Below are 17,047 nucleotides of genomic sequence, written 5' to 3'. Positions count from 1 at the left end.
GAGGGGTCAGCCGTCCTCGAGGATCGCCGCGGCGCGGCCGAGCCCCTCGCCGGTGCCCACGACGACGACGAGGTCGCCGGCGAGGAACACGAAGTCGGGCCCCGGCGACGGGGACACGACGTGGTCGCGGACCACGGCGACGATCGAGGTGCTGGTGCGCGTGCGCATCGCGGTGTCGCCCAGCGTGCGGCCGTCGTAGGGCGACCCCGCGCCGACCGGGAACTGCGCGGTGCTGATGCCCTCGACCTCGCGCTGCTGGTCCTGCAGCTGCGCGACCAGGTTGGGCGCGCCCAGCAGCGTGCCCAGGGCCTGGCCCTCGGCGTCCGTGAGCCCCACCGACGCGCTGCACGAGTCCGGGTCGGAGCGGCCGGACACCAGCAGCTCGCGGTGCCCGTCGCGGTGCGTCAGCACCCCGAGCCGGCGTCCCGACGCGGTGGTGAACTCCTGCTTCGTGCCGATCCCGGGCAGACGGGTGACCTCGACGTCCACGGGTCCGAATCTAGTCGTTCTTGTGGAGGGCGTCGTTCAGCTCGACCCGGGCGCCCTCGCTGCGCGGCAGGGCGTGCACAGCCCCGGTGGTCGAGTCGCGGCGGAAGAGCAGGCCGGGGCGTCCGGAGAGCTCGACGGCCTTGACGACGCTGCCGTCGTCGAGCGTGACGCGGGTGCCCGCGGTGACGTAGAGGCCGGCCTCGACGACGCAGTCGTCGCCGAGCGAGATGCCCAGGCCGGCGTTGGCGCCGATGAGGCAGCGCTCGCCGACCGCGATGGTCTCCTTGCCGCCGCCGGAGAGCGTCCCCATGATCGACGCGCCGCCGCCCACGTCGGAGCCGTCGCCGACGACGACGCCGCCGGAGATGCGGCCCTCGACCATCGACGTGCCGAGCGTGCCGGCGTTGAAGTTGACGAAGCCCTCGTGCATCACCGTGGTGCCCGACGCCAGGTGCGCGCCGAGGCGCACGCGGTCGGCGTCGCCGATGCGCACGCCCGACGGGATCACGTAGTCGACCATGCGCGGGAACTTGTCCACCGCGTAGATCGTCACCGGGCCGCGGGCGCGCAGGCGGGCGCGGGTGCGCTCGAACTCGGGCACCGGGCAGGGCCCGTGGTTGGTCCACACCACGTTGGCCAGGTGGCCGAAGATGCCCGTGAGGTCGACGCCGTGCGGGCGCACCAGCCGGTGCGAGATCAGGTGCAGGCGCAGGTAGACGTCGTAGGCCGACGCGGGCGGGCCGGTGAGGTCGGCGACGGTGCGCACCGCGACGACCTCGACGCCGCGGTCCGGGTCGCTGCCCAGGACGTCGACCAGCGAGGGCTCCAGCTCGGACGCCGGGACCTGGACCGTGCCCGGCTCGGCGGCCATGCCGTCCGCCTCGTCCGCGAGCTCGGGCAGCGGGTACCAGGTGTCGAGGACGGTGCCGTCGGCGGCCACGGTGGCCAGGCCGACGCCGAGGGCGCGGGTGGTGGTGCTCATCGCGCGCCAGGCTAGCGGCCCGGGCGGACGCCGCACGTCACCGACCGAACGCCCCGGTTAGCCTCGCGGGTCGTGAGCGCCCCACCCGTGACCCTCGACCTGCTCGCCGACCCGGTGTCGCTGACCGCCGCCCTGGTCGACGTGCCGAGCGTCTCCGGCGACGAGGCCGCGCTGGCCGACGCCGTGGCGGCCGCGCTGGCGGCCCAGGCGCCGCACCTGGAGCTGCTGCGCTCCGGCGACGCGGTGCTCGCGCGCACACGGCTGGGCCGGGCGCGGCGGGTGCTGCTGGCCGGGCACCTCGACACCGTGCCGATCGCCGACAACGTCCCGTCGCGGCGCGAGGGCGGCACGCTGTTCGGCTGCGGGACCAGCGACATGAAGTCGGGCGTCGCCGTGATGACCCACCTCGCCGCGGCGCTCACCGAACCCGCGCACGACGTGACGCTGGTGCTCTACGACTGCGAGGAGGTCGAGGCGGCGCGCAACGGGCTCGGGCGCCTCGAGCGCGAGCACCGCGACTGGCTCGACGCCGACCTCGCGCTGCTCGGCGAGCCGACGTCCGGCCAGGTCGAGGCGGGGTGCCAGGGCACGCTGCGCGTGGTGGTGCGCACGCACGGGCGGCGCGCGCACTCGGCGCGGTCGTGGCTGGGGGAGAACGCGATCCACGCGGCGGCGCCGGTGCTGGCGCGGCTGGCGTCCTACGAGGCGCGCGAGGTGGACATCGACGGCTGCCGCTACCGCGAGGGCCTGCAGGCGGTGCGGATCGCCGGCGGCGTCGCGGGCAACGTCGTGCCCGACGCGTGCGAGGTGACCGTCAACTTCCGCTTCGCGCCCGACCGCTCGCTCGACGACGCCCGCGCGCACGTGGCGGGGGTGCTCGAGGGGTTCGACCTCACCGAGACCGACGCGTCGCCGGGGGCGCTGCCGGGGCTCGGCGAGCCGGCGGCGGCGGACTTCGTCGCGGCGACCGGGACCACGCCGGTGGCCAAGTACGGCTGGACCGACGTGTCCCGGTTCGCGGCGCTCGGCATCCCGGCGCTGAACTTCGGCCCCGGCGACCCGAACCTCGCCCACACCCGCGAGGAGTCGGTGCCCGTCGAGGCCGTCACGGCGGCCTGCGACGTCCTGCGCGCGTACCTGACCCGCGCCTGACCGGGGCAACGGGGAACGTCAGCGGAGCGGCGCCGCAGACACTCAACGTCTGCGGAGCCGCTCCGCTGACAACCCGGACCTGGCGAACGGCCTAGACCGCGGCGACCTCGGCGCGGCCGGCGACGAGCTGGCGGGTGATCGTGGCGATGCGCTGGCCCGCGTACTGCGTGGCGTGGCGCGTGTCGTCCGAGATCGGGATCGAGCCCTGGCCGTCGACGTGCGACGGGCCGTAGGGGTTCCCGGTGGTGAACTGGATCGGGTCGGTGTAGCCCGGCGTCACCGTGATGCCACCGAAGTGGTGGAACGTGTTGTACAGCGCGAGCAGGGTCGACTCCTGGCCGCCGTGCGGGGTCGAGGTCGAGGTGAACCCCGAGTAGACCTTGTCGGCGAGCTGGCCCTGGGCCCACTGCGGGCCGAGCGTGTCGATGAACTGCTTGAGCTGCGCGGTGACGTTGCCGTAGCGGGTCGGCGTGCCGAACACCACGGCGTCGGCCCACAGCACGTCGTCGGCGGTGGCCTCGGGGACGTCCTTCGTCTCCTCGGCGTGCTTCTGCCAGGCCTCGTTGGACGCGATGGCCTCCGGCGGCGCGAGCTCGTGCACCTTGCGGATGCGCACCTCGGCGCCCGCGTTCTCGAGGCCCTTCGCGTACTCCTGCGCCAGCGCGTGGATCGTGCCGGTGGAGCTGTAGTAGATGATCGAGACCTTGGGCGTGACCGTGGCCAAGAGTGGCCCTCCTCGTCCGACTTCTGTTGCAGGTTCAACCAACGGGTCCCACGGGCCCGCGGTGCCCAAACACCCGGTGGACGCCCCACGGCCGGGCCCCGTTCGGGTGGGGCTCCTAGGCTCGGGGTCATGACGGGGAGACGGAGCGAAGCGGAGCTCGACCGTGCGGGGCCGTCGAGGAACGACCTGCTCCACGACGACCCGGCGGGCCGGGACGCCACCGCGCCCCGCCCCACGACGATCGACAAGCGCCGCCCGCAACACCGCGACCCGGCGCGCCTGAGCTCCACCACCGACCAGCGCCTGCTGGACTCGCGCGGCCCCGCCGACTGGGTGCACTCCGACGCCTGGCGCCTGCAGCGCATCCAGGCCGAGTTCGTCGAGGGCTTCAGCGTGCTCGCCGAGATCCCCCGCGCGGTGACGGTGTTCGGCTCGGCGCGCACGCCGGTCGACCACCCCGAGTACGAGCGCGGCGTCGCGCTCGGCGGGGCCCTGGCGCGCGCGGGCTACGCCGTCATCACCGGCGGCGGGCCGGGGGTGATGGAGGCCGCGAACCGCGGGGCGTCCGAGGCCGGCGGCCTGTCGGTGGGCCTGGGCATCGAGCTGCCGTTCGAGCAGGGGCTCAACCCGTGGGTCGACCTCGGCGTGGGCTTCCGCTACTTCTTCGCCCGCAAGACGATGTTCGTGAAGTACGCGCAGGCGTTCGTCTGCCTGCCCGGCGGGTTCGGCACGCTCGACGAGCTGTTCGAGGCCCTCGTGCTCGTCCAGACCGGCAAGGTCACCCGCTTCCCCGTCGTGCTGCTGGGCACCGAGTACTGGGGCGGGCTCGTCGAGTGGCTCGCGGGCCCGGCCGTCTCGGCGGGCACGATCAGCCGCAGCGACGTCGACCTCATCCACCTGACCGACGACATCGACGAGGTCCTCGCGATCGTCGAGGAGGGCTTCCGGGAAGCCGTGGGCTCGTGAGGATCTGCGTCTTCTGCGCGTCCGGCCCGGTGCCCGACGCGGCGATCGACCTCGCCGCGGCGGTGGGGACGGCGATCGCCGCCCGCGGCTGGTCGCTCGTCTCCGGCGGCGGACGGGTGTCGATGATGGGCGCCGTCGCCCGGGCCGCCCGCGCGGGCGGGGCGCACACGGTGGGGGTCATCCCCGAGGCGCTGGTGGCCGAGGAGGTCGCCGACGACGACGCCGACGAGCTGGTCGTCGTCGCCGACATGCGCACCCGCAAGCGCGAGATGGACGAGCGCAGCGACGGGGTGCTCGCGCTGCCGGGCGGGCTGGGCACGCTCGAGGAGCTGTTCGAGGCGTGGACCTCGCACGCCCTCGGGATGCACGACAAGCCGGTGGTCGTGCTCGACCCCGACGGCCACTACGACCCGCTGTTCGCCTGGCTCGACGGCCTGCGCCCCACCGGCTTCGTCACCGACCGCGGCATGTCCGGCGTGGTGCGCGTCGAGACGGTCGACGAGGCCCTCGACGCGCTGGCCCCGGCGACGACGTCCGCGCCGGGACCGCGGTGATGCCGGCGCGCCCGCTGCTGCCCGCCGACGGGCGCATCGCGGTGATGGCGATCGTCAACCGCACGCCCGACTCGTTCTACGACCGCGGCGCCGCGTGGGACCCCGCCGCCGCGCTGGAGGCGGTGGACCGGGCCGTGGCCGATGGCGCGGACGTCATCGACGTCGGCGGGGTCAAGGCCGGGCCCGGGCCCGGGGTGGACGCGGCCGAGGAGCTGCGCCGGGTGCTGCCCACCGTCGAGGCCGTGCGCGCGCGGCACCCGGACGTCGCGATCAGCGTCGACACGTGGCGCAGCGAGGTCGCGCGCGAGGTGTGCGCGGCGGGCGTGGACCTGATCAACGACACCTGGGCCGGCGTGGACCCGCACCTCGGCGAGGTCGCCGCCGAGTTCGGGGTGGGCATCGTCTGCTCGCACACCGGGGGAGCGGTGCCCCGCACCCGCCCGCACCGCGTGCGCTACGCCGACGTGGTCGCCGACGTCATCGCGGAGGTCACGCGGCAGGCCGAGGCCCACGAGCGCGCGGGCGTCGACCCGGCGCGGATCCTCGTCGACCCGACCCACGACTTCGGCAAGAACACGTTCCACGGCCTCGAGCTGCTGCGCCGTCTCGACGAGCTCGTCGCGCTCGGGCGCCCGGTGCTCATGGCGCTGTCGAACAAGGACTTCATCGGCGAGACCCTCGGCACCACCGAGGTCACCGAGCGCCTCGAGGGCACGCTCGCCGCGACGGCGGTGGCCGCCCGGGCGGGTGCGCGGATGTTCCGGGCGCACGAGGTGGCCGCCACCCGCCGGGTCGTCGACATGGTGTCGGCGATCCGCGGCGACCGCGCCCCGGTCAGGACCGTCCGTGCTCTGGCCTAGCGGCCTCGTGAGCGCTTGTCCGCGCCCTGGCGCGGACAAGCGCTCACGAGTGCGGAGCGCCGAGTGAGGGCGGCGACCGAGGACTGGTTCGCGCGGCGGACGTGGGTCCGCCCGCCGTGGAGCGCCGACGACCTCGTGGCCGCCAAGCGCGGGCGCACCGTCTCGGTCGTGCTGCCCGCGCTCGACGAGGAGGCCACGGTCGGCGGGGTCGTCGACGCCGTGCGCCCGCTGCTGGGCACGCTCGTCGACGAGCTCGTCGTCGTCGACTCGGGCTCCACCGACGCCACCGCCGAGCGCGCCCGGCGGGCCGGCGCGCGGGTGGTGCCCCGCGACGCCGTGCTGCCCGAGGTCCCGGTGCGCCCGGGCAAGGGCGAGGTGCTGTGGCGCTCGCTCGCCGCCTCGTCCGGCGATCTCGTCGTGTTCCTCGACTCCGACCTCGTCGACCTCGGGCCCGGCTTCGTCGTCAACCTGCTCGGGCCCTTGCTCACCGTCGACGGCGTGGCCCTGGTCAAGGGCTTCTACCACCGGCCCCTGCGGCTTCCGTCTTCTGGGATGGCCGAGGACGACGCCACCCTCACCGGCGGCGGCCGGGTCACCGAGCTCACTGCCCGGCCCGCGCTCGCCGCCCTGTGCCCCGAGCTCTCCGGTGTCGTCCAGCCCCTCGGTGGCGAGTACGCCGGCACCCGCGAGCTGCTCGAGTCGCTGCCCTTCGCCGCCGGCTACGGCGTCGAGATCGGCCTGCTGATCGACACCCACCGCGAGCGCGGGCTCGACGCGATCGCCCAGGTCGACCTCGGCGTGCGCAAGCACCGCCACCGCGGCCTGCGCGCCCTGGGCGCGACCGCCGCCGAGGTCCTCGACGCCGTGCTGCGCCGCTGCGTGCCCGGGCACCCCGGCAGCGACGCGCTGACCCAGTTCGTGCCCGTCGACGGCGACTGGCTGCCCGACGAGCAGGAGGTGGCGACGAGCGACCGCCCGCCCCTGGCCACCCTGCGGGCCACCGGACCCTGACCCGGCACCACCTACGATCGGACCCCATGGGCAGCGCGCTGGTGTACGTCATCGTGGTCGGCCTCGTGGCCGCCGCGGTCTACCTGGTGGCGGCCTTCGTCTTCGGTCGCGGCGAGGAGCTCGCCCCCATGCCGCCGGGCGCGACGCCCACGCGGCTGCCCGCCCGCGACCTCACCGGCGGCGACGTCCGCGACCTGCGCTTCCAGCAGGCGCTGCGCGGCTACAAGTGCAGCGAGGTCGACTGGGCCCTCGAGCGCCTCGCCGCCGAGGTCGACGCCCTGCGCGCCCGCGTCGAGGCGATGGAGGGCGCCGCCCCCGAGCCCGCCCCTGAGCCCGCCGCCGAGTCCACCCCGGCGTCACGGGCCAACGGCCACGCCGCGCGCGAGGTCGACGACCCGGCCCCCACCGACCCGACCGTGCGCGCCGAGCAGGCCCGGAGCGCGTCGTCCGGCGCTTCGCCGGCTCCGGGGCGGGGAATGACCGGCGTCGACGGCCCGCGGCGCTGAGCCACGGGGACACGCGGGAGCAGGGAGGCCGGCATGGCCCGGCGGGAGATCACGGTGTCGGTCGACGTCGACGCACCGGTCGAGACGGTGTGGGCCGAGGTCACCGACTGGGAGTCGCAGGGCGAGTGGATGCTCGGCACCCGGGTGCGGGTGACGAAGGGCGACGGCACGAGCATCGGCTCCGAGCTGGCCGCGACCACGGGCGCCGGGCCGCTGGGCGTCACCGACACCATGGAGATCGTCGGCTGGGACCCGCCGCACCGCGCCACCGTCCGCCACACCGGCCGCGTCGTGCGGGGCAGCGGCGTGTTCAGCGTCGTCGAGCGCCGCACCCCGGACGGCCGCGAGGCCTCGACGTTCGTGTGGGGCGAGCAGCTCGACCTCCCGCTCGGCGTGCTCGGGGCGCTGGGCTGGCCGCTGGTCAAGCCCGCCTTCGCCTGGGGCGTGCAGCGCTCGCTCGACGAGCTGGCCCGCCGCTGCGAGCGGAGCGCCCGGTGACCTCGGCGTGACCGCGGCCGTCGTCGGCGCTGACGGCGTCGGCCGCTGCCCCTGGGGCGCGGGGGAGGGCCTGCTCGCGGAGTACCACGACGCCGAGTGGGGCCGGGAGTTGCGCGGGCGGGACGCCCTGTTCGAGCGGATCAGCCTCGAGGCGTTCCAGTCGGGGCTGTCGTGGCTGATCGTGCTGCGCAAGCGCCCCGCGTTCCGCGCCGCCTTCGCCGGGTTCGACCCGGAGGCGGTGGCCGCGTTCGGCGACGACGACGTCGCGCGCCTGCTCACCGACGCCGGCATCGTCCGCAACCGCGCCAAGATCGAGGCGACGATCGCCAACGCACGCGCCGTGCTGGCCCTCGCCGAGCGTGGCGAGGACCTGGACACGCTGCTGTGGTCGTTCGCGCCGCCGCCCCGCACGGCGCCGCCGACGGGCGACGTCGTCCCGGCCACGACCCCGGAGTCCGCCGCGATGGCCAAGGCGCTGCGCGCCCGCGGGTTCCGGTTCGTCGGCCCGACCACGTGCTACGCGCTCATGCAGGCGACCGGGATGGTCGACGACCACGTCGCGGGGTGCTTTCGCGCGGTGGCCACCGGGGCGCCCGAGCGCCCCTGACCGGGGCGGACACGCCCGGATGATCGCTCCGGTGTCGTGCCCGTCGGGCGCATGGTGAAGAATCGTCGCCTGTCACACGGCGCTCGCTCCCCGGACCCCCGTGCGGGTGACGGGGGCGGGGACGACGCAGCTCGCGGAGGGAGCACGACATGGCGGCCATGAAGCCCCGGACCGGCGACGGTCCCCTCGAGGTCACCAAGGAGGGGCGCGGCATCGTGATGCGCGTGCCGCTCGAAGGTGGGGGGCGCCTCGTCGTCGAGATGACCGCGGACGAGGCGGGCGACCTGCGGGAGGCACTGCAGGGCGTGGTCGGCTGAGCACCCCGACACGCGGCGGCCGCGGCGCCCCCGTCGGCCCGGAGGCGGACGGGGGCGCGCCGCCCTTCGCCGCGCCCGCGCTGCCCACCCCGCTCGCCGAGCTGGTCACCACCGGGTCCGAGGGGCCCGACGGTGCCGCCGAGCTGCGGTGGCGTCGTCGCGACCAGGCGACCGACACCGACAACGACACCGATATTGACGACCCCGCGCCCGAGGAGGTCGTCGACGGCGCCCCACCCGGGTGGAAGCCCTCCGCCGGCGCCGTCACCGCGCTGACCGGGCCGCCGCCCGCGGGGTGGATCGTCGGCGTCGGCGAGGGCCGCGAGCGCGACTGGCGCGCCGCCGGCGCCGCCGCCGTCCGGGCCCTGCGCGACGTCCCCGCCGCGGCGCTGCGCGAGAGCGACCCCCGCGTCGCCGTCCTGCGCCCCGACCGGCCCACCGACGCCCCGGACACGGCCACCGACTGGGCGGCGCTCGCTCTCGGCGTCGTCCTGGGCTCGCACCGCTTCATCGTGCGGTCCGACACCCGGCCGGCGCTGCGGGTGCACCTCGACGTCCCCGCCGAGCACCGCGACGCCGTCGACCGGGCCGTCGAGCTCGCCGCCGCCACCGCCCGCGCCCGCGACCTCGCCGACACGCCCTCGGGCACCAAGTCGCCCGACTGGTTCGCCACCACCGCCACCGAGCTCCTCGCCGACGCCGAGGACCTCGGCGTGACCGTCCGCGACGAGGCCTGGCTCGCCGAGCAGGGCTTCGGCGGGGTCCTGGCGGTCGGGGGCGGCTCGTCGCGCCCGCCGCGGTTGATGGAGCTGACCTGGTCGCCGCCGGACGCCACGGGCGAGCACGTCGTGCTGGTGGGCAAGGGCATCACGTTCGACACCGGCGGCATCTCGATCAAGCCGAACGCCGGCATGGCCGACATGCGCACCGACTGCTCCGGCGGCGCGGCGGTCGTCGGTGCGCTGCGCGCCCTCGCGCGGCTGCGGGTCCCGGTGCGCGTCACCGGGCTCGTGCCGCTCGCCGAGAACCACGTCTCGGGGTCGGCCTACCGCCCCGGCGACGTCGTGCGGCACCGCGGCGGCACCACCACCGAGGTCACCAACACCGACGCCGAGGGGCGCATGGTGCTCGCGGACGCGATCGCCTACGCCCTCGACGAGCTCGCGCCCGACGTCGTGGTCGACGTCGCCACGCTCACCGGGGCGATGAAGGTCGCCCTCGGCGTGCGCACCGGCGGGGTCTTCGCCAGCTCGCCCACCCTGCGCACCGCGCTCGTCGAGGCCGGCGCGGCGACGGGGGAGACGTGGTGGCCGATGCCGCTGACCGCCGACCTCGATCCCGACGTCGACTCGGCGATCGCCGACGTGCGCCAGATCCCCGGCGGGCCCGGCGGCATCGCCGCCGCGCTGTTCCTGCGCCGCTTCACCGCCGGGCGGCCGTGGCTCCACCTCGACATCGCGGGGCCGGCGCGCTGCGACGGCCCGCACGAGGAGGTCGCCAAGGGCGCCACGGGCTTCGCGACGCGCACGCTCGTGGAGTTCTGCGCCGCGCGGGGCTGAGCCTCAGCGGCGGGCCGCGCAGAGCAGCCCGTCGGCCACGGGCAGCAGCAGCGGCACGAGGCGCTCGTCCTCGCGCACCGCGCGCACCGTCTCCCGCAGCGCCCCGGCGACGGCCTCGCGGCGCACGGGGTCGGCCACCCGGCCCTGCCACAGGACGTCGTCGAGCACCACGACCCCGCCGGGGCGCAGCAGCCGCAGCGAGGCCTCGAGGTCCCGGGGGAAGTCGGTGGTGGCGCCGTCGACCACGACGAGGTCGTACCCGGCGTCGGAGAGCTTGGGCAGTACCTGGCGCGACGAGCCGGTGATCATCCGGACGCGCCCGGCCCCGAACCCCGCCTCCACGCACGTCGCGCGGGCCTGTGCCTGGCGCGCCCCGTCGGTGTCGATGCTGGTCAGCAGGCCGTCGGCCGGCATCCCGCGCAGCAGGGCGACGGTGCCCAGGCCCAGCCCGGTGCCGATCTCGACGACGGCGCGCGCCCGCGTGGACGCCGCGAGGAAGGTCAGGGCGGCGGCCGTGGCCGGGGCGACGGGCACCACGCCCTGGGCGGCCGAGCGCTCGCGCAGCCCGGCGAGCACCTCGTCCTCCACGACGAAGGCCGCGGCGCGGTCGACGAGCCGGCTCGCGGCGCGGGCGTCCGGGCCGGCCGGCGCGTCCGACGCCGGGTCGGCTGCGGCGTCGGCGGCCTGCTCCCCGGCGCGACGCACCGCGCGCAGGGCACGGGGCGTGCCGCGCACGGTCCCGCCGCGCCCCCCGGGCCCACCCGGGCGTCCCGTCGCCATCGACGCAGGCTAGATCGTCGGCGCGCCGGGACCGGCGTGCCGCGCCGCCCCGTCGACGCACCCGGTCGGGGGTCACACCCCTGCGCCCGGAAACTCAGGCGTCTCTCAGCGCGACCTCACCTCCGTGACATCCCCACCCGCCAGGGTGGAGCCACGACGCCGGGCCCCCCGACCGGCGCGAGGACGACCGAGGAGCCGCACCCCGATGGCCGACCGCTCTGCCCCCGCCGCCGCGCTCCCCGGTGCCACCGCGGTGCTCGACCGGCCGGAGCTCGCCGAGGTCGCCGACGGGGACGCCCCGTTCCTCCCGCCCACATGGGACGACGTCGTGCGCCAGCACGCCGACCGCGTCTACCGCCTCGCGTTCCGCCTCACCGGCGACGCCCACGACGCCGAGGACCTGACGCAGGAGACGTTCATCCGCGTCTTCCGCTCGCTCGCGGGCTACAAGCCCGGCACGTTCGAGGGCTGGCTGCACCGCATCACCACCAACCTCTTCCTCGACATGGTCCGGCGCCGCGCCCGCCTGCGGATGGAGGGCCTGCCCGAGGACACCGACCGCCTGCCCGGCGGCGGCCCCGACCCCGAGCAGGTGTGGTCCGACGCCCACCTCGACCCCGACCTGCAGGCCGCCCTCGACGCGCTCGCGCCCGAGTTCCGCGCCGCCGTCGTGCTCTGTGACGTGGAAGGACTGTCGTACGAGGAGATCGCGGCGACGCTGGGTGTCAAACTGGGGACCGTGAGGAGTCGCATCCACCGCGGGCGCCAGGCCCTGCGCTCCGCGCTCGAGTCCCGGGCGGCCGAGCGCCTGGGGTCGACACGCACCGGGAGCCCGGCATGATCTCCGGGAGCCCCGGGGGCTCGGGCTGGACGCGGCGGTTCACCGAGGCGGGCCACCTCGCGCTCGACGCCGTCGTCGCCTTCGTCGACGACGAGCTCCCGCCCGGCCCCGCCCACCGCGCCGCCGCACACGTCGACCGGTGCCTGAGCTGCGCCGGCGAGGTCGCCGCGCAGCGCCAGGCGCGCCGTCGCGTGCAGTCCGCCGAGTGCCCCGCCGTGCCGAGTGCGCTGCTCCGCGCCCTGCGCTCCATCCCCGACGCGGCGTCGCTGCCGTCGGCGCCCGCGGGCCTGTCCGTCGGCCCGGACGGTTCGCTGGTGGTCCCGGTCGACGGTGGCGAGATCGCGGCCGACGCCGCCCCCGCACGGGCCCGTCGCGGCCGGCGGCGGGCGTTCGGCCTGCCCGTCGCGGTCGGGTCCGGCGTGGTCGTCGGCGCCGCCGCGCTGGTCGCGTTCACCGGCCCGGCCGTGGTGGCCGACGGCACCGGCTCCGGGCTCCCCGCGGGTGCGGCCGTCCGGCCCACCACGACGGCCCCGGCCGACCTCACCGCCGGCGTCACCGACACGGCCCGCACCGGCCCGGGGCTGCGCGGCCCCGGCGCTCCGTGACGGGCTGACGGCTCCTTCACCCCGCCGGTCGCAGGCTGTGACCGTGTCGACGCGGGCCCGGCCGCGAGGCTCTACGGTGGAGGGGCGATGAGCACCACGAGCCTGCCCACCTCCGTCCGGGGGACGCGATGACGGGGCCGACGGATCCGCGGGGCGGCCCGACCAGGGGGCCGGTGACCCGGGACGCGGGTGACGCCGACGCCCCGCGCGACGAGCCCACCCCCGGGCACGCGACGAACGGGCACGCGACCAACGGCCACGACGCCCGCGCCACGAACGGCCACGGCAGCGGGCAGCGCCACGACAACGGCCACGACAACGGCCACGCCAACGGGCACGGCAACGGCCACCCCAACGGCCACGGCGGCGAGCACGAGCTGGCCGCGGTGTTCGGCCGGCCCTCGGGCGTGCAGGGCGCGTTCGGTGGGCGCGCGGGCGACACGGTGCGCACGTCCCGCCCGGGCTGCGGCGACACTCCGGCCCCCGCGCTGGCGGCGGCGTTCGGGCGGCCCCCGGCCGGCACGGGCACGTCGCTGCAGCGGCCCGACCGGCCCGCGGTCGACGACGACGCCCCCGCCGACTCCTGGGCCGGCGACGGCGCGACCGCCGACCCCTGGCGCGACCCCGACGCCGGCGCCGAGCTCGGCGGTCCCGCGCTGGGCGAGTCGGCGCCGCGCACCAGCACCCCGCCCGTCGGTCCCCGCCTCTCCGCGCGCGAGCTGCTGCTCGGCCGGCGCGTGCAGCCCACCGCGCTGGCCCTGCTCGCCGTGGTCGCGCTGGTGCTGGGCGGGGTCGGTGGCGTCGTCGGCTGGGCGGTCGCCGGCGGCGCCGACAGCCTCGTCGACCCGGGCGCCACGCTGACCCCGGTGGCCGCCGGCCGCGAGCGCCCGCCGGGCTCCGTGGCCGACATCGCCGGGCGGGTCACGCCGGCCGTCGTGTCCCTCGAGCTGCAGGCCGGCACCAGCGGCGGCACCGGCTCGGGCGTCGTGCTCAGCCCCGACGGCTACATCGTCACCAACAACCACGTCGTCGAGCTGGCGGCCACCGACCCCCGCGCGACGCTCGAGGCGGTCTTCGCCTCCGGGCTGCGCGCCCCCGCCCGCGTGGTCGGCCGCGACCCGCAGACCGACGTCGCCGTGGTCAAGGTCGACCTCGCCAACCCCGTCGTCGCCCAGCTCGGGCGCTCGTCGGATCTGCGCGCGGGCGACGGCGTCATCGCGATCGGCTCGCCGCTGGGCCTGGCCGGCACGGTCACCGAGGGCATCGTCAGCTCGATCGACCGCCCGGTGCGCCTCGACGCCGAGTCGGCCGAGGCCAACCCCGTCATCGACGCGATCCAGACCGACGCGGCGATCAACCCGGGCAACTCCGGGGGCGCGCTGGTCGACACCACCGGCGCCGTCGTGGGCATCAACACCGCCATCCGCACGCTGGGCGGCGGCGAGGGCGGCTCGATCGGCCTCGGCTTCGCCATCCCGATCGACGACGTCCGCGTCATCGCCGAGTCGATCATCCGCACCGGCGGCTACACCCACAGCGACCTCGGGGTGAACGCCAAGTCGGTGACCGACGGCAACGCCGACGGCGCCCAGGTGCTCAACGTGCGCCAGGGCGGGCCCGCGTCGAACGCCGGGCTGCTGGAGGGCGACGTGGTCCTGCGCGTCGACGACCGTGCGATCGCCTCGGCCGACGAGCTCGTGGTCGCCGTGCGCGACCACCTCCCGGGCTCGGTGATCACCCTCGGCGTCGTGCGGCAGGGCCGCCCGCTGACGCTGCAGGTCACCCTCTAGGGGCGCCGTGTTCGACAACATCGGCTGGCCCGAGCTCCTCGTCCTGCTCCTCGTCGGGCTGTTCGTGCTCGGGCCCGAGCGCCTCCCCGCGGCCGCGGCCTGGGTCGCGAGCACCGTGCGGACGATCCGCGACTACGCCACCGGCGCCCGCGACCAGCTGCGCAACGAGCTCGGCCCCGAGTTCGACGAGCTGCGCAAGCCGCTGGAGGACCTGCGGTCGGTGCGCGACCTCGACCCCCGCCGCGCCGTGCGCCAGCACCTGTTCACCGACCCGCCCGCGGACGGCACCTGGAGCGGGTCGCCCACCCCGGGCACGCCCGCGGCCCCGCTGCCCGCGGCGTCCGACCCGGTGCCCGCGCCGGCCACCCCGACGGCCCCGCGCCCGGCCGCCGACCGGCGCCCGCTCGGCCCCGGCGAGATCGCCCCGCTCGACCCCGACGCGACCTGACGCGCCGGGACGCGGGGCCGGGTTGCGTCCCCGTGCCCCTGCTCACGAAGTCGCGCGGGACCCCGGGCCACGGCGAGATAGCCGATACCGTCGGTAACGTGCTCGGGCGACAGGGAGATCCCGTGCGCCGCAGCCTCCTGCTCGCGGCGCACCGCGTCGACAGCGACCCGCGCCTGCTCGCCGCGCTCGAGTGGGCCCGGTCACGGCTGCCCGGCGACGCGGCGTACGGCGACCCGCTCTCGACCGGCGACGACGCCGTCGGGCGCCTCGCCGCCCAGCTCGCGCCGCTGGCGGCGACCCGCCCCAGCGTGCTGCGCGAGGTCGGGCTGACCGCGCTGCAGGTGTGGCAGGCGCACGCCGGGGTCGACGAGCAGCAGAGCGACGAGCACCTCGCGGTGCTGTTCACCGACCTCGCCGGCTTCTCCGACTGGACGCTCGAGGTCGGCGACGACGTCGCCGTGCGTGCGCTGCGGCGGGTGGGCGCCGAGGTGGAGCCGCTCGTGCGCCGGCGCGGGCGCGTCGTCAAGCGCCTCGGCGACGGGCTGATGGCTGTGCTCCCGAGCGCCGAGGACGCCGTCGAGGTGGCCCTCGCGGCCCGCGACGCCGTCGAGCAGCTCGAGGTGGACGGGCACCGCCTGCACCTGCGGGCGGGCGTGCACGTCGGCCGGCCCCAGCAGCTCGGCGGCGACTACTACGGGCGCGACGTCAACATCGCCGCCCGGATCACCGACATCGCCGGACCGGGCGAGGTGTGCGTGTCGAGCACGACGCGCGACCGGCTCGGCGGCCGCTTCCCGGTGCACGCCCGGCCGTGCGCGCGGACCAAGGGCGTGCCGCCGGACATCACCCCGTGGCGGGTCGATCACCCGTCTCGTGACGCAGGGGATTCGCCCGCAGTCCACCCGCGGGATCCAGCCGCCCGAGGATCGCGGCCGTGACGCAGGCCAGCGAGGCGACGCCCTCGTCGTCCAGCGCGTCGAAGATCAGGCGGCGGACCTCCGCGGCGTGGCCGGGTGCGGTCGCCACGACCTTCTCCAGGCCCGCGTCGGTCAGGCGCGCGACGGTGACGCGCCCGCTCTCGGGCGACGGCTCGCGGCGCACCCAGCCCTGCTGCTCGAGCCGGGCCACCACGTGCGAGAGCCGGGAGAGCGACGAGTTCACCGTGGCGGCGAGCGAGCTCATCGGTAGCGTGCGCCCCGGCTCCTCCGAGAGCATGGCCAGCACGAGGTAGGAGAACTGGGTCAGCCCGGCGTCGCGCTGGAGCTGGGCGTCCAGTGCCGCGGGCAGCAGCGTCATCACCGCCGCGGTGCGCCGCCACGCCCGCTGCTCGTCGTGGTCCAGCCAGGGCCCCTCGTCCATGGCGTCCACTTTACTTGATGCTTCAACCCTTGTCGCGTACGGTTCGTGGTTGAAGCATCAAGGGAGACACCATGGACCCGTTCGCCACCGCCCACCCCGGCGCGGCCTTCGACGCCTTCGAGCCCGCCGCGCGGGAGCGCGCCGCCCGCCGCGCGCCCTGGACCCCGGAGGACGGGCCGCTGCCCGCGCTCTACGTCAGCCACGGCGCGCCGCCGCTGTTCGACGACGCCGACTGGATGGCGCGCCTCGGGGCGTGGGCCGACCGGCTGCCGACCCCGCGCGCGATCCTCATCGTCTCGGCGCACTGGGAGTCCGCGCCGCTGGCGCTCTCGAGCCCGGAGCCGGGCACCCCGCTGGTGTACGACTTCGGCGGCTTCGCCGAGCGCTTCTCCCGCATGACCTACGCGACGCCCGACGCGTCGGCGCTGGCCGCGCGCGTCGCCGCGGTGCTGCCCGACGGCGCGTCGCCGCACCTCACCCGCCGCGGACTCGACCACGGCGCCTGGGTCCCGCTCAAGGTCATGTACCCCCTGGGCGACGTGCCCGTCCTGCAGATGAGCCTGCCCACCGAGGACCCCGAGCGCCTGCTCGCCGTCGGCGCCCGGCTGCGCGAGCTGCGCGCCGAGGGCGTGCTCGTCGTCGGCTCCGGGTTCATGACCCACGGGCTCCCGTTCCTGACCCGCGCGATGCTCGCCGGCCAGACCACCCCGGGCTGGACGGGCGACTTCGATGCCTGGGCCGCCGAGGCACTCGACCACGGCGACCTCGAGACCCTGTCCCGCTTCCACCAGGCCCCGGGCATGCCGTACGCGCACCCGACCGCCGAGCACTTCGTGCCGCTGTTCGTCACCCTCGGCGCGGCGACCGACCCCGAGGGCCCGGTGACCACGGCCATCGACGGGCACATGTGGGGCCTGTCGCGGCGCTCGCTGCAGGTGGCCTGAAATACCGCTGGTGCGGGCCGCGCCCGCGCGTCATGCTGGTCGCCGTACCTGGTTC

General features: G+C 76.5%; 20 protein-coding genes and 1 pseudogene. 16 read left to right on the top strand and 5 right to left on the bottom strand.

Annotated elements, in window-relative coordinates; genetic code table 11:
- Positions 1-6 precede the first annotated feature (6 nt).
- Positions 7-489: a cation:proton antiporter regulatory subunit gene (locus ACQPX6_RS24275; RefSeq protein WP_433783082.1), complete on the bottom strand. Its 483-nt coding sequence runs from the start codon at positions 487-489 to the stop codon at positions 7-9.
- Between the two features lie 10 nt (positions 490-499).
- The gene (gene dapD / locus ACQPX6_RS24270; RefSeq protein WP_433783081.1) at positions 500-1,471 is read right to left on the bottom strand and encodes a 2,3,4,5-tetrahydropyridine-2,6-dicarboxylate N-succinyltransferase; all 972 of its coding nucleotides are present in this window, start codon (positions 1,469-1,471) and stop codon (positions 500-502) included.
- Positions 1,472-1,543: 72 nt separating this feature from the next.
- On the opposite strand from dapD, the gene dapE reads away from it, so the two are divergent.
- The gene (dapE, locus tag ACQPX6_RS24265) at positions 1,544-2,623 is read left to right on the top strand and encodes a succinyl-diaminopimelate desuccinylase (RefSeq protein WP_433783079.1); all 1,080 of its coding nucleotides are present in this window, start codon (positions 1,544-1,546) and stop codon (positions 2,621-2,623) included.
- A gap of 91 nt (positions 2,624-2,714) precedes the next feature.
- On the opposite strand, the gene wrbA is transcribed toward dapE, so the two are convergent.
- On the bottom strand, positions 2,715-3,347 hold the full coding sequence (gene wrbA, locus ACQPX6_RS24260) for an NAD(P)H:quinone oxidoreductase (RefSeq protein ID WP_433783077.1): 633 nt from the start codon (positions 3,345-3,347) through the stop codon (positions 2,715-2,717).
- 129 nt (positions 3,348-3,476) lie between these two features.
- Here wrbA and ACQPX6_RS24255 point away from each other — a divergent pair, with 129 nt between their 5' ends.
- The 9 genes and pseudogenes from ACQPX6_RS24255 to ACQPX6_RS24215 all read left to right on the top strand — a co-directional run bounded on the left by ACQPX6_RS24255 (position 3,477) and on the right by ACQPX6_RS24215 (position 10,225).
- A complete protein-coding gene (locus tag ACQPX6_RS24255) occupies positions 3,477-4,313 on the top strand; it encodes a TIGR00730 family Rossman fold protein (RefSeq protein ID WP_433783075.1) in 837 nt (278 codons plus the stop codon).
- Positions 4,310-4,867, top strand: a complete 558-nt coding sequence (locus ACQPX6_RS24250) for a TIGR00730 family Rossman fold protein (protein WP_433783073.1) — start codon at positions 4,310-4,312, stop codon at positions 4,865-4,867. The genes ACQPX6_RS24255 and ACQPX6_RS24250 overlap by 4 nt, the downstream gene beginning before the upstream one ends.
- The gene (gene folP / locus ACQPX6_RS24245; RefSeq protein WP_433783072.1) at positions 4,867-5,727 is read left to right on the top strand and encodes a dihydropteroate synthase; all 861 of its coding nucleotides are present in this window, start codon (positions 4,867-4,869) and stop codon (positions 5,725-5,727) included. The genes ACQPX6_RS24250 and folP overlap by 1 nt, the downstream gene beginning before the upstream one ends.
- Before the next feature lie 63 nt (positions 5,728-5,790).
- On the top strand, positions 5,791-6,738 hold the full coding sequence (locus ACQPX6_RS24240; protein WP_433783070.1) for a glucosyl-3-phosphoglycerate synthase: 948 nt from the start codon (positions 5,791-5,793) through the stop codon (positions 6,736-6,738).
- Between the two features lie 26 nt (positions 6,739-6,764).
- Positions 6,765-7,079: pseudogene (locus ACQPX6_RS24235) on the top strand (DivIVA domain-containing protein); the annotation flags it as partial.
- A gap of 198 nt (positions 7,080-7,277) precedes the next feature.
- Entirely contained in the window at positions 7,278-7,742 is a 465-nt protein-coding gene (locus ACQPX6_RS24230) for an SRPBCC family protein (protein ID WP_433783069.1), read from the top strand.
- A gap of 7 nt (positions 7,743-7,749) precedes the next feature.
- Positions 7,750-8,349, top strand: a complete 600-nt coding sequence (locus ACQPX6_RS24225) for a DNA-3-methyladenine glycosylase I (protein WP_433783068.1) — start codon at positions 7,750-7,752, stop codon at positions 8,347-8,349.
- Positions 8,350-8,498: 149 nt separating this feature from the next.
- Positions 8,499-8,666 carry a DUF3117 domain-containing protein gene (locus ACQPX6_RS24220; protein ID WP_133827309.1) on the top strand — a complete coding sequence of 56 codons (168 nt, stop codon included), beginning with the start codon at positions 8,499-8,501 and terminating at the stop codon, positions 8,664-8,666.
- Positions 8,663-10,225: a leucyl aminopeptidase family protein gene (locus tag ACQPX6_RS24215; RefSeq protein WP_433788347.1), complete on the top strand. Its 1,563-nt coding sequence runs from the start codon at positions 8,663-8,665 to the stop codon at positions 10,223-10,225. Before ACQPX6_RS24220 ends, ACQPX6_RS24215 begins: the two co-directional genes overlap by 4 nt.
- 3 nt (positions 10,226-10,228) lie before the next feature.
- On the opposite strand, the gene ACQPX6_RS24210 is transcribed toward ACQPX6_RS24215, so the two are convergent.
- Positions 10,229-11,005 (bottom strand): O-methyltransferase, encoded by a 777-nt coding sequence (locus ACQPX6_RS24210; RefSeq protein ID WP_433783067.1) that lies wholly within the window; start codon positions 11,003-11,005, stop codon positions 10,229-10,231.
- 205 nt (positions 11,006-11,210) lie between these two features.
- Here ACQPX6_RS24210 and sigE point away from each other — a divergent pair, with 205 nt between their 5' ends.
- The 5 genes from sigE to ACQPX6_RS24185 all read left to right on the top strand — a co-directional run bounded on the left by sigE (position 11,211) and on the right by ACQPX6_RS24185 (position 15,627).
- Positions 11,211-11,846, top strand: coding sequence for an RNA polymerase sigma factor SigE (gene sigE / locus ACQPX6_RS24205; RefSeq protein WP_433783066.1), 636 nt, complete (start codon positions 11,211-11,213; stop codon positions 11,844-11,846).
- On the top strand, positions 11,843-12,451 hold the full coding sequence (locus tag ACQPX6_RS24200; RefSeq protein WP_433783064.1) for an anti-sigma factor family protein: 609 nt from the start codon (positions 11,843-11,845) through the stop codon (positions 12,449-12,451). The genes sigE and ACQPX6_RS24200 overlap by 4 nt, the downstream gene beginning before the upstream one ends.
- 173 nt (positions 12,452-12,624) lie before the next feature.
- Positions 12,625-14,241, top strand: a complete 1,617-nt coding sequence (locus tag ACQPX6_RS24195) for a S1C family serine protease (RefSeq protein WP_433783062.1) — start codon at positions 12,625-12,627, stop codon at positions 14,239-14,241.
- Between the two features lie 7 nt (positions 14,242-14,248).
- On the top strand, positions 14,249-14,689 hold the full coding sequence (gene tatB / locus ACQPX6_RS24190) for a Sec-independent protein translocase protein TatB (RefSeq protein WP_433783061.1): 441 nt from the start codon (positions 14,249-14,251) through the stop codon (positions 14,687-14,689).
- A 122-nt stretch (positions 14,690-14,811) separates the two neighbouring features.
- Complete coding sequence (locus ACQPX6_RS24185; protein WP_433783059.1) at positions 14,812-15,627, top strand: adenylate/guanylate cyclase domain-containing protein; 816 nt, start codon at positions 14,812-14,814, stop codon at positions 15,625-15,627.
- On the opposite strand, the gene ACQPX6_RS24180 is transcribed toward ACQPX6_RS24185, so the two are convergent.
- Positions 15,533-16,048 carry a MarR family winged helix-turn-helix transcriptional regulator gene (locus ACQPX6_RS24180; protein ID WP_433783057.1) on the bottom strand — a complete coding sequence of 172 codons (516 nt, stop codon included), beginning with the start codon at positions 16,046-16,048 and terminating at the stop codon, positions 15,533-15,535. The two genes, ACQPX6_RS24185 and ACQPX6_RS24180, sit on opposite strands and share 95 nt — an antisense overlap.
- Before the next feature lie 71 nt (positions 16,049-16,119).
- On the opposite strand from ACQPX6_RS24180, the gene ACQPX6_RS24175 reads away from it, so the two are divergent.
- Complete coding sequence (locus ACQPX6_RS24175) at positions 16,120-16,992, top strand: dioxygenase family protein (RefSeq protein ID WP_433783055.1); 873 nt, start codon at positions 16,120-16,122, stop codon at positions 16,990-16,992.
- The last annotated feature ends 55 nt before the right edge of the window (positions 16,993-17,047 follow it).

Source organism: Actinomycetospora sp. CA-101289 (genome assembly GCF_050955895.1).
GTDB lineage: Bacteria > Actinomycetota > Actinomycetes > Mycobacteriales > Pseudonocardiaceae > Actinomycetospora.
Note: the sequence above shows the minus strand (reverse complement) of the source record. Positions and strands in the feature narration are given on the sequence as shown.

Excerpts from the sequence above, each read along its gene's own strand:
- ACQPX6_RS24220 (WP_133827309.1), top strand. The coding sequence starts at position 8,499 with ATGGCGGCCATGAAGCCCCGGACCGGCGACGGTCCCCTCGAGGTCACC.
- dapD (WP_433783081.1), bottom strand. The coding sequence starts at position 1,471 with ATGAGCACCACCACCCGCGCCCTCGGCGTCGGCCTGGCCACCGTGGCC.
- ACQPX6_RS24175 (WP_433783055.1), top strand. The coding sequence starts at position 16,120 with ATGGACCCGTTCGCCACCGCCCACCCCGGCGCGGCCTTCGACGCCTTC.
- ACQPX6_RS24230 (WP_433783069.1), top strand. The coding sequence starts at position 7,278 with ATGGCCCGGCGGGAGATCACGGTGTCGGTCGACGTCGACGCACCGGTC.
- folP (WP_433783072.1), top strand. The coding sequence starts at position 4,867 with ATGCCGGCGCGCCCGCTGCTGCCCGCCGACGGGCGCATCGCGGTGATG.
- sigE (WP_433783066.1), top strand. The coding sequence starts at position 11,211 with ATGGCCGACCGCTCTGCCCCCGCCGCCGCGCTCCCCGGTGCCACCGCG.
- ACQPX6_RS24180 (WP_433783057.1), bottom strand. The coding sequence starts at position 16,048 with ATGGACGAGGGGCCCTGGCTGGACCACGACGAGCAGCGGGCGTGGCGG.
- ACQPX6_RS24200 (WP_433783064.1), top strand. The coding sequence starts at position 11,843 with ATGATCTCCGGGAGCCCCGGGGGCTCGGGCTGGACGCGGCGGTTCACC.
- ACQPX6_RS24210 (WP_433783067.1), bottom strand. The coding sequence starts at position 11,005 with ATGGCGACGGGACGCCCGGGTGGGCCCGGGGGGCGCGGCGGGACCGTG.
- ACQPX6_RS24255 (WP_433783075.1), top strand. The coding sequence starts at position 3,477 with ATGACGGGGAGACGGAGCGAAGCGGAGCTCGACCGTGCGGGGCCGTCG.